This window comes from Pseudoalteromonas sp. G4 (genome assembly GCF_028875915.1).
In the GTDB taxonomy this organism is placed as follows: Bacteria; Pseudomonadota; Gammaproteobacteria; order Enterobacterales; family Alteromonadaceae; genus Pseudoalteromonas.
The window spans coordinates 1-14897 of the sequence record NZ_JAPEHW010000037.1 but is presented as its reverse complement, the minus strand read 5'-3'; the positions used below and the strand labels follow the sequence as shown (position 1 = coordinate 14897).

The window sequence follows — 14897 nt, the reverse complement described above, 5'->3', positions numbered from 1 at the left end:
TCGCGAACCTCTGACCTAACCAATTGGTTTATTATGCGTGGATCTGTTTGATTGAGCGCATAAAAGATTGATATGCAGTACTAATTTCTTTTTGTGAATCATTCTTCAAAGCTTGCTCTAAAGATTTGGCCATATTGCCAAGCTCGGTAAAACCAAACATGCCCGCTGCGCCATAAATAGCATGGCAAAGTTTGGCAAGTTCTGGATTGTCTCCCAAACAAAATAAATGCTCTGCAAGGGCTTTTTGCTCAGTTAAGTTATTAATAAATTGCAGCCGCATAATTTGTAAGTCTTGATCAGGAATTGCAGCCACTTCAATTGGCACATCAATATACTTGCTTAATTTCTCATAAAATTCGTTTTTATCGATTGGTTTTGCAATATGATCGTCAAAACCGACAGATAAATAATGTTTAATCTCATCGGTCATTGCATTGGCAGTAAGTGCTAAAATTGGGCACGACACACCGGTAGAACGCATTAAATCATGAGCTTCTAGCCCATCCATCACTGGCATTTGAATATCAAGCAGGATAATGTCAAATTCATCATTAAGCGTAGCCTCAACCGCCTCTTTACCGTTATTAGCACTGACAATGCTAAAACCCAAATTTTCAAGCATGCGTTTTATCAGCACTCGGTTGTCTGGGTGATCTTCTGCGAGCAAAATTTTACCTTCAAGTTTTTTAATTGCCGCATTACGTTTTGTGCTTTGCTCGCTTTCTTTAGTAATTTGATATGAATCGAGCCACTGCGTTTCAGTGGTGGTATAACATGGCAAGGTAAAACTAAATTTAGAGCCTTTGCCTTCCTTACTAGATACCGACATAGTGCCACCTAAGCGCTCAACAAGGTTCTTCGAGATATGAAGGCCTAATCCGGTACCGCCATATTGTCTGGTAGTAGACAGATCCCCTTGATGAAACGGACTAAATAACTTTTCAAGTGATCCTTTATCCATACCAATACCGGTATCCACAATCGTCACTTTTAGATCGTCATCTTCCATTTCAACTTTAATGCTCACACTGCCTTTTTGCGTAAATTTAACTGAGTTACTGGTAAGGTTCAGTAAGATTTGGCGTAAACGCACAGGATCCGACATAATTTTATTCGGCAGTGGAAAATGATAATCTATATTAAATTCGAGCCCTTTATCACGTACTTGGCGGCCAAGAATAGATCCCACCTCAGACATTAACTGGAAGATATTGGTAGGCACTTGTTCAATTGTCAGCTTGTTCGCTTCGATTTTAGATACATCTAAAATATCGTTAATCAAGCTCAATAAGTGTTTACTGTTTTTTTGAATTACTCTTAAACCATGGCGCTGCTCGTCAGGCGTTAGCGTATCGTCGCTGTTTAAGGTATCAATGTAGCCTAAAATCGACGTCATGGGTGTGCGAATTTCATGACTCATATTTGCTAAAAAGCGTGATTTGGCAAGGTTTGCGTCTTTCAGCTCTTCGGTTAACACTTCAAGTGCAGTGGTACGCTCTTTTACTTTTAACTCAAGGTTTTGGCTTAAATCGAAATTTTGTTTATTAATTAAGCGAAGCTTATCTGCAACGGCAAACGCTAATAATAATGCATCAAGGGTTGTGCCTATCAAGCCATACAAATAAAAATTAGCATTAAAATCTGGCAGTAAACCAAGGTTATTTAGATTTCCCACCATATTTGGCAGCAACATCGCAATATAAGCCAAAATAAAATATCGAGCAGGTTTAAAACCATGTTGCCAGCTTAAAAGGCCAGCCGCCATTCCAACCACCATCATAATGCCAGTAACAATCGTTGCCCAAATAAAGCCAAAACCCGGCATAAAAAAGCTAATAGGTACTCCTACTAATGCCACAATACCTATGCCAATGGCTGCTTTAGCAAGTTGTGGAAAGTGCTCATCTAGTCTTAAAAATGGAATGAAAAAGAGTGCGTTGGTGAGTGGTAATAAAATAAACCCTAGCCAATGTACTTGCGCACTGTTAACACCAAATAGCTGCTGTGGGATTAAAAAGAAATGGCTCCATGCAAACACCCAAGATGCGGTAAACAGCGCATAATGCAGATGCATTTTTTCACGTGATACAAAGTAAATAAGTAAATTATATAATCCAAGCGCAATACCAATACCGAAACAAAGCAACATGACAGTCGAATTAACAGTCGATGATTGCGTGAATTCAGCAGCTTCATAAAGTGTGATTTTTGGTGCAGTATAAAAATAGTCACTGCTAATACGCACAATAACCATGTAGTGCTCGCCTTTTGCTAATTGCACTTTATTGGCAAAGTGAAAAGGCGTATTTAGTGGATGATCTGCCCCAGAAACGGAAACTTGAGTATTACGCTTGTCATACACACGCAATTCAATTTTATCAGCCATAAAATTGGCTGGCGCAAACACGTAGTCACCTGAAGGTAATTCATTTTTTAATGATAAAGCGTACCACACTTCATCACCGAAAATGTTTGGCCGTTTTGTTTCGTTTTTTTTGTGTTGCCACGTCGTTGCTTCAGCATAATTAAGCGGGAAACTAAGCGGCTGCCCTGAACCTATTTGAATTGACTTGGCGAGTAAATTGGTTGAAAGCTCATTTTCAGTCAATGTGATAGATGCCAGCACTTGTTTGCTGAATAATAAAACACAGATTAATGCAAAAATAGTAACAAGTGTTTTTCTCATCTACCACATTCCGAGCAAGGCTTAAAATTGATATCGAAGATTTATACCATATTGACGCCCTTGCGCTTTAAAATCTTCTAACATGCCTAAAAATGAGCTCAAGTCGAATTTTAAATGACTGTAGTGCTCATCTGTTAAGTTCTTGCCCCAAAGGTTAACATGCCAACTAGCAATGCTATATGAAATATTTGCGTGCCATAGCAAAACATCTTCTTGCATTGCTGATTCGTTCATATTTTGGTCAAAGTAATATTCGGATTGGTAATCATTTCCTATTGAAAATGCCAACTCACCACTACTTATATTCATTGAATAATTTACATTAGTTGCAATATTCCATTCTGATGTAAAAGGTAAACGGTGATCGGTTAACTTTTTACCAAGGGGATCGGTATATTCATCAAATTCAGCATGAGGTAAATAACCAATATTAAACGACACATCTAAATTACTACCGAAATACCAAGTATTTTCAATTTCAGCACCATAAATCGTTGAAGATGCAACATTTTCAAGTAATTGTAATGGAGGCGCAGTTGGAATAGCACTCGCCTGATTCATAAAAACTTGCTGATCTTGATAATCATAATGAAAGGCTGCAGCTGAGATTTTCCATGTGTTATCAAAAAGCTCTGTGCGAAGTCCAAGCTCATTAGCAATTAAATATTCAGGACCGTAAGCAGCAAGTGCGGCTTGTTCTGGGGTTGCAATAAAACCACCATAATAGCCTCCACTTTTATACCCATTTGAAAGTGAGTAATACACCTGCATTCCATTTAAGGTTTGATAATTAAGTGCGATTTTTCCTGATACCCGATCATCGCTTTCACTGCCTGAAACAGTATAGTAATCAATTGTCTGACCATTTAAATCACTCGGGTCTAAGACAATATTTAAATCACTTTGAGATTCGTAACGCGTTGTTTCATCGGTATAACGCGCACCTAGCACAACCGTAAATTGATTACTTACTTGCCAGTCAAACTGCGCAAACAATGCTGTCGATTCAATGTTAATGGTATTGTCGTAATAAAAGGTCGTGGTTAGTGTTGGATCTAATATTCCTCTGAAATCACGTAAAATATCATTAAAATTGGCTTGTTTAATATCTTCATGAAGGTAATAAATACCCGCCATTAAATGGCCCATGTCAAAGGCACTTGATAAACGTAACTCTTGGCTAAACGCATCATCTTTGGTGCCTAAGTGCCCTTCACATAACTGTGCTGGACTACCATCGCAATTAAAACCATGGTCACGATTAAGCGAGTTATAAGCTGTAATACTGGTAAATTCAATTTTGTCATTAAATTGGTAATTCAGTTTTAATGAAGCCCCAACATTCTCAGTATCATGTTCTTGTTCGTTGTTCACCATGACATCAAAAAAGCGCTCACTGCCATCATTAAAGCCAAAAGCATCAAAGCAATTATTTGAGCCTAGCTCACCCACGCTACACAGCACACCATTAGCAGGATCTTTAAAAATACCGATAGAGCCAACAGGATTTACCGTGCCATTCCAATCGTTACCATTGATTTTAAATAGCATATCTAACTTATCCCACTGCCCTAATAAGGCAACGCGATAATCGGTTTGCACCATGCCAGCTTGTTTTGAACCAGGTAGTAAATTGTTGGTAGAGTAATCATATTCTTTACTGCTCACAGCAATTCGCGTAGCTAAATTGTCAGAAAGCGGGAGATTGGCAACACCTTCCAGTAAACCAAAATCTAAATTTCCACGGCCAACTTTAATGTAACCATCTAGAGTGTTGAGCTCAGGGAGTTTATTACGAATTAAAATCGCACCACCTGTACTATTGCGCCCAAATAACGTGCCTTGTGGACCACGCAGTACTTCAATACTTTCTAAATCAAATAAATTCACTAGTTGGTTATTTGCAGCCCCAGCAGTGACATCATCTTGGTAAATGGCGATGGGTGAAGTATTAGACGTGTTGTAATCTATTAAACCCACACCACGAATATTAATTGCGGGTGTTGTGCCTTCAGCGGCATTTTGTGAAATTTTAACATTAGGAATAAGATGGCCTATCGCCGTAACATCCTTTAATTGCTCTTTATCGACTTGTTCGCCATCAATAGCCGAAAGCGTAACCGTTACTTGTTTAATCGGTTGTGCACGTTTGGTGGCATAGACTTCTATGACTTCCATATCTTGTTTTGATATTTGCGCAAAAGAAGGGGCACAAGCGAGAGCACAGGCAACATAAAGTGAGCGTAATTCCATACGAAAGCAATCTTTTTGTTAGTTATAAATCTAAGTATAATCAATGAATTGCAAAGGTACTAATTTTTTAACTATTGTACCTCAAACCCATCAAACTGTTTGGTTTGAATATAATCCCAAGATACTTTTTCAACGTCAGCTTGGCTGGGACCTTGTTCTAGAAATTCAGTAAACTTAATCAATTTTAAATCTTGGCCAGTTGCTTCAACTTCAACCTCACCATTGGCAAGGTTTTTTGCATAACCACTAATGCCTAATTGTTCAGCCACCTGTTTAACCGATGCACGATAAAAAACACCCTGTACTCTGCCAGCAACAATGGCTTTTAAAGTTCGCTCAGACATAACAACACCAATTTAAATCGATTGTTTAATCAAACTTAGTCGGTGACTATGGGATTGCCAAATTTTTCATAATATTTTGCAAATTCAGCCTCTAATTTGGCTGTTTGATCAGTTGCTTTTAAATTTGAAAAACAGTTAAGTGCATTTTTGCGGCCAGTTTCATTAAAATTTTCAGACTGAGGATTAATAAAACCATGCTCAAAAGGTGCACGGTACAATGACAAGTTTTTATTTTTAACAAGCGTGTTAAGTACATCTTCTTGATTAAAGTGGCGCTCAAATTTTGCAAACACTATTTGCCATGGGCAAATGACGTTAGTCTCTAAATAATGACGTATTTGCCCTGGGTAAAACGCAATCCCTTGAACTAACGCCGGAAAACTATTTTGACTTGCCCAAATAGCTGCGCCACCGGCACTGAAACCCAGTACAACTTCTGTCTCATTGGCGCCTTCTACAGTGTTAATTCGAGCAGCATAATTTTCCATACCACCCACCTTTAAAAAGTAATGATATGCATCCGATTCACTGTTAAATCGCGGCGGGGTTTGTACGTAAGGAGAGATAGAAGTGACTACATGGTATTTAGTTAAGCGTTCACAAAGTTCCAAATGCGATGCGGTTTCACCAAAAATATCACTGGCTATAAGTATGTTCATTGCAATAAGCCCTTGCTCAAAAGCGTATTCTACTTGTAAGCACCTACGAGGTTAACTAAAATAACGACCTTTTTTAGCTGCAACAATTGGAGCCACTATGTCTGGGGTTATTTATCTTCAACCAGGGCGTGAAAAGTCGCTAAAGCGCAAACACCCATGGATTTTTTCTAAAGCCATTAAAAAAGTCAAAGGCAACCCAGGCTTAGGTGATACCGTAAGTGTTTATGATGCTGATGGTAAATTCTTAGCAATCGCGGCTTATAGCCCGCAATCACAAATTCGCGCACGTGTTTGGTCATTTGATGAAAACACGATGATCGATACCGACTTTTTCTATCATCGACTAAAACAAGCCCTGAGTCTTCGTGATTACGTCATTGAAGAAGGAGGCTTAACAGGATTTCGTCTGTGTGCAGCTGAATCGGATGGTTTACCAGGCATTACCATCGATAAATTTGATAACTATTTAGTGTGTCAATTATTAAGTGCAGGTGCAGAGCGCCATAAAGGGGATATTGTACAAGCACTTATTAAGCTGTTTCCAGGTTGTAATGTGTATGAACGCTCAGATGTGGATGTACGTAAAAAAGAAGGCCTTGAACCAATTACAGGCGTATTACACGGAAACGCGCCAACAGAGCCTGTTAAAATTTTGGAAAATGGCCTGGCATTAGAAGTTGATATTTTAGGCGGCCACAAAACCGGCTTTTATTTAGATCAGCGTGACAGTCGCAATGCTTTAAGCCGCTTTTCTAAAGATAAAACGGTCCTTAACTGTTTCAGCTACACAGGTACATTTAGTTTATACGCACTAAAAGCAGGCTGTGAAAAAGTGACTAATGTGGATGTATCTGAAAGCGCATTAGCCATTGCAAAACGAAATGTTGAGCATAACAATTTAGATTTATCTAAAGTGGATTTTATCAAACAAGACGTATTTAAATTGCTTCGTGAATACCGTGAGAAAGGCGTGCAATTTGATACCATCGTAATGGATCCACCAAAGTTTGCCGAAAGCAAAGCACAGCTAACGGGTGCCTGTCGCGGTTATAAAGACATTAATATGATTGCGATGCAAATTCTAAAACCGGGTGGCACGTTACTTACATTCTCATGCTCTGGCTTAATGGAACAAAACCTATTTCAAAAAGTGGTAGCAGATGCCGCACTTGATGCTGGGCGTGAACTTCGTATCATGGAGCGCTTAAATCAGGCACCCGATCATCCGATTGCTGGTGAGTACCCTGAAGGGTTTTACTTAAAAGGCCTTATTTGTAAAGTGCTTTAGGTTTATTCAATAACCGTTCTACAAGGCATTTTCTACTACATAGTTGGCCTCGCCCAACTCTCACTTCTAAATATTAAAGCGGGCGTTTGTTCGCTTTAATACGATACCTGCAACAAAAAATCCGAAAAGAAAATACAACTCTATCGATAGTCACAAGTAGCTTACGCATACTTACCATATAAATACTTTGCACGTTATCTTATACCAACACAATTACACTTTACCCTAGCAACATACTACAGAATGGCAACGTCCTAGCATTCGAAATAGTGCTCTCCAAATTTGATCGAAATACGGGAAATCGCGTATGTTATGGTTAATTAAATCCCTCCGGAGTCATTAATGAGCGCAATCCAACAAACCTTCAAACTCGGTTTTCCCTGGCAGACATTCGACCCTTTCCTTTTTTGTGTGTACCACAATGATAAATTCCCCAAAGGTAATGGCAACTTTGGGCCAAAAGCGTCACTAGAAGGCAGAAATATAGGCCAGGATTTCGCGTGGAAAGACGGTTGGAATATGTATCATGGAACAAAAGTGCCTGGGTTCCCCGGGCACCCGCACCGAGGGTTTGAAACCATAACTGTGGTTAATGAAGGGCTGGTAGATCATGCGGATTCACTCAGCGCTGCTGGACGTTACGGTGGTGGTGATACCCAGTGGATGACGGCCGGAAAAGGCGTGCAACATTCAGAGATGTTTCCGCTGGTTAATACCGATTCACCAAACCCGTTAGAGTTATTTCAAATATGGCTTAACCTCCCCGCTGTTAATAAGATGAGTGCACCTGACTTTAAAATGCTATGGCAAGAAGAAATACCTGTTGTTAATGTGAGTGATGGTAATAAAACTTCAACGATTAAGATTGTTGCTGGCGAATTTGAGGGTCATAAACCGCCATCTCCACCACAAAATTCTTGGGCTGCGGTTTCATCAAACGAAGTAGCAGTATGGCAAATCAAAATACCGCAAGGTGGCTCAATAACAATACCCGCAGCCTCAAAAGGTTTAAATCGAGTGGTGTATTTGTTTGAAGGTCAATCGGTGAACATAGACAAACAGGCTTTGTCATTGAATTACGGTGCAAAATTACACTCAGACCATGCAGTAACAATCACTGCTGATGAAGAACCAGCACAATTGTTAATGTTGCAGGGACGCCCTATCAACGAGCCCATCGTACGATACGGTCCGTTTGTGATGAATTCGGAAGCAGAAATACACCAAGCCTTTGAAGACTTTAGACAAACTCAGTTTGGTGGCTGGCCTTGGGATTCGATTGAGCCGACCCACGAACACGCCAAAGGACGCTTTGCTAAATATATTGACGGACGCCTCGTCGAAAAGGAGCTCTGAGTTCCGTACTTTTTATGAATTAAAACCAGAGCCTAACTGCTCGGGACTGCTTACGAATCAACAGCTTGTGAACAAGTTTTTTTGTTAAGCTTTTGCGAGCCTGAAGAGTTAAAATGCAAAGGCTTTATGTGTAATATGCTTTAGCCTAATGTTAGTCAGATCCTATTTATGGATCTGACAGTTAGTTTTATGTGGTTCGGGATTAACAATCCCCGCCTCCGCCTGAACAATCACTACTCCCACTTGAACTACCACTGCCACTCATAAAGCCACCACCACCCAAAAATCCGCTGCTGTCTGCACTACTGCGGTCAGTAGCAAAACTCGGGTTAATTGCTGCTTTTATAATTGAAATAATAATTAGCAGTGTAAAAATAAGTGGGCAAACAATTGCTTGTATTGTTGAATCGGAATACACATCTGTAAAATACCCAGATGCCACTAAACCAAATAAAATGATTATCCATGATCGCATATTTAAATCCTTTGCTTGAACTCACTACATCTTCAACAGTATCAGTTAAAGTAGTTAAATTCAAAGCGAGAGACAATCAATAAATTGACTCAGCAATGCGTACTGTGAACATTAAAAAAGGAGCATAAAGCTCCTTTTTTAGTTTATTTCTAACACTTCTAATCCCAGCAAGAATTCTTTTTCTTCTACTTCACTGCACCGCACTACTCTCGCTAACGCGTCAAGTGATGGCACACTGTTGTTACTGGCATCAATTCGTACTTTTACCTCTGTTGCTACTTCTAAAGGTTCGTCAATTTCAATCGACATACCACTGGCACTTAAATCGCGGCATACTCCATCAATTTTTCTTCCGGCTTCAGAGTCTAAAATGACGAGCTGCGCTTCTGCATTTACCAGCATGCGAAAAAAATTACGTTTATCTTCATACAACATTAGATTTCCCCTAAACTTCCTGTCGCAGGACTATTATTACCACAGCAAAATGCGTTTTCCAATAACAAAAAATTTACATTTCTTGCTGTGTTTTATTCAGAACCACACTCTTTAATCGCGTTTTGTATACGCTTCAAAGAGATAGGATACGCCGTTCCTAAATTCTGGGCAAACAAAGAAATGCGTAACTCTTCTATCATCCACCTGATTTCTTCAAGTTTTTGCTTTTCTGTATTAGAGCGCGCCTTGCCAATGGCCTCTTTTAAAATGTGCTCAGCCTTTTCAATATCCAGCATTTTTAATTTATCTTGGTGCGGATCGATAGGTAATTTTTCTAATCGGCGCTCAATACCTTTCAAATAACGAATTACATCTTTAATGCGCGCTGCGCCATGGCTGGTAACAAAGCCTTTAAATATCAGCTTTGAGAGCTGCTCTTTAATATCACCTTGCGCCATGATCATGGTGAAATCCGATTTGCCTTTCAGTTTCTTGTTAAGGCTACTGACCAAACTCAGTGCCGCTTCAACATCGAGGGCAATCGCAACAACGGCATCACCGAGTTCGCCACGAATGGTTTCTTTGACATTATTAAATGACTGTTCATCACGAATATTACTATTCGACGCTAAAATGCTGTCAACCGCAGCCGCAATACAATCATCGATAAGCTCATTAATTTTACCAAATGGATTAAAATAAAGGCCTAGCTTGGCTTTGTTTGGCAGTTTTTGCTGTAAATATTTAATTGGCGATGGAATATTTAATAGCACTAAACGACGCAAGCCTTTCAAATGTGCCTCATCCGCTTTTTCTTTGGCATCAAACAACTTAATGCTGGTTGCTTTACCATCATCAACAAGTGCTGGATAGGCTTTAACTTCATATTGGCCTTGCTTTTGTACGTACGACGAAGGCAGTTCGCCAAACGACCACTCAATTAAATCACTTTGCTCAATGCCCTTCTCTGCCACTTTGGCTAGGTTATCGTTAACCTTGCCTTTAAGCTTTTCTTTCAGTTCGTCTAAGTCAAACCCGATGGCAAGTAATTTATTTTTCTCATCTTTTACCGCAAATTGCAGTTTCAAATAAGCCGGCAATGCGCCGAAATCCCATTCTTGGTTTTTAATTGTCACACCCGACATGCGCAATAAGTGTTTACTAATAGCCTCTATAAAACTGCCCTGCATTGGCTCAAGCGAAGCCATTACAGCATCAGCATAATTCGGTGCTGGCACAAAGTTACGGCGTGTGGTTTTTGGCAATGATTTAATCAGCGCAGTAATTAACTCATGACGAAAGGCCGGTATATGCCAATCAAATCCCGTATTTTCAACTTGGTTTAACAAGGCCAATGGAATTTGTACTACCACACCATCAAGTGCCTGTCCTGGTTCAAAATGATACTCAAGTGGTAAAAACAGGTTGTTCTGCTGCCAAACGTCTGGGTAGTTTTCTTTACTGATATGCGCAGCATCATGTTGCATTAATGCCGCTTTATCCATATGTAAGAACTTAGGTTCCGCTTTTTTCTGTTTCTTCCACCAAGTATTAAATTCTACACGGCTAGTGATGTTGTCTGGCAAACGTTGGTGGTAAAAATCCATCAAGGTTTCTTCATCTACCAAAATATCGCGACGACGTGCTTTGTGTTCAAGATCTTGCACTTCATCAATTAGTTTTTGATTAAAGTTTAAAAAGCTTTCACTCTGGCCAAGTTGCTGTTCAACCAATGCACTACGAATAAAAATTTCGCGGCTTAATTTGGCGTCTATTTTGTTAAATTGCACACTTTTACGTGACACAATGGTTAAGCCATAAAGGGTTTGCTGTTCAAACGCCATAACCGCACCCGTTTTCTTTTGCCAGTGCGGTTCACTGTAACTGCGATTCACTAAATGCTGTGCCAGCGGTGCAACCCAAGCTAAATCAATTTTCGCATTAATACGGGCAAACAGTTTACTGGTTTCAACCAGTTCAGCCGCCACAAGCCATTTCGGTGATTTTTTGAAAAGGCCAGATCCTGGGAATACAAAAAACTTGCTTTGACGGGCCCCGGTATACATTTGGTTATCGTCTTTCATACCAATGTGACTGAGCATACCTGCCAAAATTGATTTATGAATTGCTTCATAATCACTGGGGTTTTGATTAATCTTAAAACCCATCTCTTCGCAGGTAGACACCAACTGGTAAACAATATCTTGCCATTCACGCACACGCATATAGGCTAAAAACTCAGTTTGACAGAGCTTTCTAAATTGATTGCGCGACAAGGCTTGTTGTTGTTCTTCTAAGTAACGCCATAAGTTTAAAAAGGCAATAAAGTCAGAGTCTTTATCGGCAAAGCGGCCATGGCTTTCTTGTGCTTTGGCCTTTTTATCCTGCGGAAATTCGCGCGGATCTTGAATCGATAACGCTGCAACAATAACGATAGCTTCAAACATCGCATTAAAACCATTTGCTGCGTGCACTATTTTGGCAAGACGAGGATCAACAGGTAAGCGGCTCAGCTCGCGACCCGCTTTTGTGAGTTTGTACTCTTTTTTCCGCGTAACTGGCGTAATTGCTTGAATTTCTTCAAGTAAACGTAGGCCATCCGTAATATTACGGTTATCAGGTGCTTGCACAAATGGGAATTCACTAATATCACCTAAACCAAGAGCAAGCATTTGTAGAATTACTGACGCTAAATTAGTACGCAGAATTTCAGGATCGGTAAATTCTGGACGACCTAAGAAGTCTTCTTCTGAATAAAGACGAATACAAATACCTTCAGCCACACGACCACATCGCCCTTTTCGCTGATTAGCACTGGCCTGCGAAATAGCCTCTATTGGAAGGCGCTGTACTTTGGTGCGATAGCTGTAACGGCTTATACGCGCTGTACCTGGGTCAATAACATAGCGAATACCCGGTACCGTTAACGAGGTTTCAGCCACGTTGGTTGATAACACAATACGACGGCCCGAGTGCGAGGCAAAAATACGGTTTTGCTCTGCATTTGAAAGGCGCGCATAAAGTGGCAGCACTTCGGTATTTGCAAGGCCACGTTTTGCCAGTGCATCAGCAGTATCGCGAATTTCACGCTCACCATTCATAAAAATAAGAATATCGCCCGGCCCTGCTTGCATTAGTTCATCAACTGCATCAAAAATCCCTTGTAGCTGATCGCCCTCAGCTTCCATTTCGGTTTTGTTGATTTCAGTTAACGGACGATAACGCACTTCCACAGGGTAAGTACGGCCCGACACTTCAATAATCGGCGCATTATTAAAATGTTTTGAAAATCGCTCAGGGTCGATGGTTGCAGAGGTAATAATCAGTTTTAAATCAGGGCGTTTGGGTAACAGGTTTTTCAAATAACCTAAGATAAAATCGATATTTAAACTGCGTTCATGCGCTTCATCGATAATAATAGTGTCGTATTGATTTAAAAATCGGTCTTGTTGAATTTCCGCAAGTAGCACACCGTCGGTCATCAGTTTTAAATAGCTTGAGTGTGATACTTGATCACTAAAGCGAATTTTAAAACCCACTTTATCGCCAATGGTGGTACCAATTTCTTCAGCAACACGAGCGGCTACACTGCGCGCCGCTAATCGACGTGGTTGGGTGTGACCAATTAAACCTGCAACACCTCGGCCAAGCTCTAAACAAATTTTTGGTAACTGCGTGGTTTTACCTGAGCCGGTTTCACCTGCCACTATCACTACTTGGTTTTCACTAATGGCTTTTTTAATATCGTCTTTTTTCTGACTGACTGGCAGGTTTTCTGGGTAGCTTATTTTCGGTAGTTGCTTTAAGCGTAACTCACGAGCGGCAATACTTTTTTCAATATCTTGAGTGATAGTTGTCAGCACTTTTAATTGCTTTGCTTCATCACTTACTTTTTTGACACCATCAAGGCGGCGTTTAAAAAGAAACTGATCTTTTTTAAGGCAATTTTTTAGAAGTGAATACAGTTGCTGGTGTGGATTAGCCATAGATAGAATAAAGCGGAAATTCAAAAGTCTAATAATACCAAATTGATTACCATAAAATAAGGGAAGCGTTGTGCTTCCCTTATTTTAATTTAACTAAACGAATAAATGACCTCTAATCGTCTTTAAAAATTGCCACATAGGTTGGCTGATTCGCCATTTTAGATGCGCGATACATGCCTTTGGTGTTAAATGGCAGACTGATATTACCTTTGTTATCCACAATAATAACGCCCCCAGTTCCCCCTATTGGCTTAAGTACATCATGAATAACTTCAGCGCCGGCTTGTTTAATGGTTTTGCCTTGATATAGCACACGGGCACAAATATCCGATGCCACACTGTAACGAATAAAATATTCACCATGACCAGTCGCAGACACCGCACAAGAGCGGTTATCCGCAAAGGTACCTGCACCAATCACTGGAGAATCACCAATACGACCAAAGCGCTTTGCTGTCATGCCGCCAGTTGAGGTACCTGCGGCAAGGTTTCCGTGTTTATCTAAAGCCACAGCACCGACGGTGCCCATTTTATATTGCTCAGGCAGAGCGCGATGATTAGCTTGGTAGTTTTCAGTTTTGTTAAGCTTCTTTTTGGCTCGCTCTAACGCTTCAAAACGGTGTTCAGTATCAAAAATACTGTTATTAACGAGCTCCATGCCGTTTTTCTTAGCAAACTGCTCAGCGCCTTCACCGCTAAGCATCACATGCACTGACTGTTCCATCACCAAACGCGCTAAATCAATCGGGTTTTTAATATGTTTTACCCCTGCAACCGCACCTGCTTGACGGTCGCGTCCATCCATAATTGAGGCATCAAGCTCGTGGTGGCCATCATAGGTATAAACAGCGCCAATACCTGCATTAAAAAATGGCGAATTTTCTAAAATATTAATTGCTGTGGTCACTGCTGTTAAACTCTCACCACCGTTTTCAAGCACTTTATAACCTGCCTCTACCGCTTCTTGCAGTTTAGCGCGATAAGCCGCTTCTTTTTCAGGTGTAAATTTACTTTTATCTATGGTGCCAGCACCGCCATGAATAGCGATAGAAAATGGCTGCTCGTTTGCAGCAAACGCACTTGTTGATAAAAGCGCTGTAAAGAGCGCTGTTGCGAGTGATTTATTCATTATTATTTTCCTTTTGTTTTTAGAGCGTGTTGATCTTTGTGGTCTAAATTCTGTTCAAATCCAAAGCTTTTTGATCGCGGCGTTGCTTTGTAGTCCTAGTGGGCTAAGTCAAAAAGCGACAACAAAGAACAAAAGGCTTTGGGTTGAACCTTTTAGGCAGCGCTTGTTTGGCATTTATGCTGTGTTATCGCTCATTTATGTAAAATAACTACACTACAATCGCTCTGCCTGGTCTAAATACCAAACAAGCTGCTGCAGAAATAGACAGCAAAGGTCAACACGCTCT

Annotated in this window: 10 protein-coding genes; 2 read left to right on the top strand and 8 right to left on the bottom strand. The window is 40.3% G+C overall.

Annotated features, from left to right (window positions below; all coding sequences use genetic code 11):
- Positions 1 to 31: 31 nt before the first annotated feature.
- The 4 genes from ON073_RS11875 to ON073_RS11860 all read right to left on the bottom strand — a co-directional run bounded on the left by ON073_RS11875 (position 32) and on the right by ON073_RS11860 (position 5942).
- On the bottom strand, positions 32 to 2686 hold the full coding sequence (locus tag ON073_RS11875; RefSeq protein ID WP_274762091.1) for an ATP-binding protein: 2655 nt from the start codon (positions 2684 to 2686) through the stop codon (positions 32 to 34).
- Positions 2687 to 2707: 21 nt separating this feature from the next.
- Positions 2708 to 4939 carry a TonB-dependent receptor gene (locus ON073_RS11870; protein WP_274762090.1) on the bottom strand — a complete coding sequence of 744 codons (2232 nt, stop codon included), beginning with the start codon at positions 4937 to 4939 and terminating at the stop codon, positions 2708 to 2710.
- Between the two features lie 71 nt (positions 4940 to 5010).
- Positions 5011 to 5283, bottom strand: coding sequence for an acylphosphatase (locus ON073_RS11865; RefSeq protein WP_274762089.1), 273 nt, complete (start codon positions 5281 to 5283; stop codon positions 5011 to 5013).
- Positions 5284 to 5318: 35 nt separating this feature from the next.
- Positions 5319 to 5942, bottom strand: coding sequence for a dienelactone hydrolase family protein (locus tag ON073_RS11860; RefSeq protein ID WP_274762088.1), 624 nt, complete (start codon positions 5940 to 5942; stop codon positions 5319 to 5321).
- A 97-nt stretch (positions 5943 to 6039) separates the two neighbouring features.
- Between ON073_RS11860 and ON073_RS11855 the strand changes: the two genes are divergently transcribed.
- Together ON073_RS11855 and ON073_RS11850 are read left to right on the top strand one after the other, a co-directional pair.
- Entirely contained in the window at positions 6040 to 7230 is a 1191-nt protein-coding gene (locus tag ON073_RS11855; protein WP_274762087.1) for a class I SAM-dependent methyltransferase, read from the top strand.
- Positions 7231 to 7572: 342 nt separating this feature from the next.
- A complete protein-coding gene (locus ON073_RS11850) occupies positions 7573 to 8586 on the top strand; it encodes a pirin family protein (protein ID WP_274762086.1) in 1014 nt (337 codons plus the stop codon).
- A 202-nt stretch (positions 8587 to 8788) separates the two neighbouring features.
- On the opposite strand, the gene ON073_RS11845 is transcribed toward ON073_RS11850, so the two are convergent.
- From ON073_RS11845 to ON073_RS11830, 4 genes are all read right to left on the bottom strand, one after another.
- Positions 8789 to 9061 (bottom strand): hypothetical protein, encoded by a 273-nt coding sequence (locus tag ON073_RS11845; protein ID WP_274762085.1) that lies wholly within the window; start codon positions 9059 to 9061, stop codon positions 8789 to 8791.
- A gap of 138 nt (positions 9062 to 9199) precedes the next feature.
- A complete protein-coding gene (locus ON073_RS11840) occupies positions 9200 to 9496 on the bottom strand; it encodes a PilZ domain-containing protein (protein ID WP_274762084.1) in 297 nt (98 codons plus the stop codon).
- A gap of 92 nt (positions 9497 to 9588) precedes the next feature.
- Entirely contained in the window at positions 9589 to 13482 is a 3894-nt protein-coding gene (gene hrpA, locus ON073_RS11835; RefSeq protein WP_274762083.1) for an ATP-dependent RNA helicase HrpA, read from the bottom strand.
- A gap of 112 nt (positions 13483 to 13594) precedes the next feature.
- Positions 13595 to 14611 carry an isoaspartyl peptidase/L-asparaginase family protein gene (locus ON073_RS11830; protein WP_274762082.1) on the bottom strand — a complete coding sequence of 339 codons (1017 nt, stop codon included), beginning with the start codon at positions 14609 to 14611 and terminating at the stop codon, positions 13595 to 13597.
- Positions 14612 to 14897: the final 286 nt, after the last annotated feature.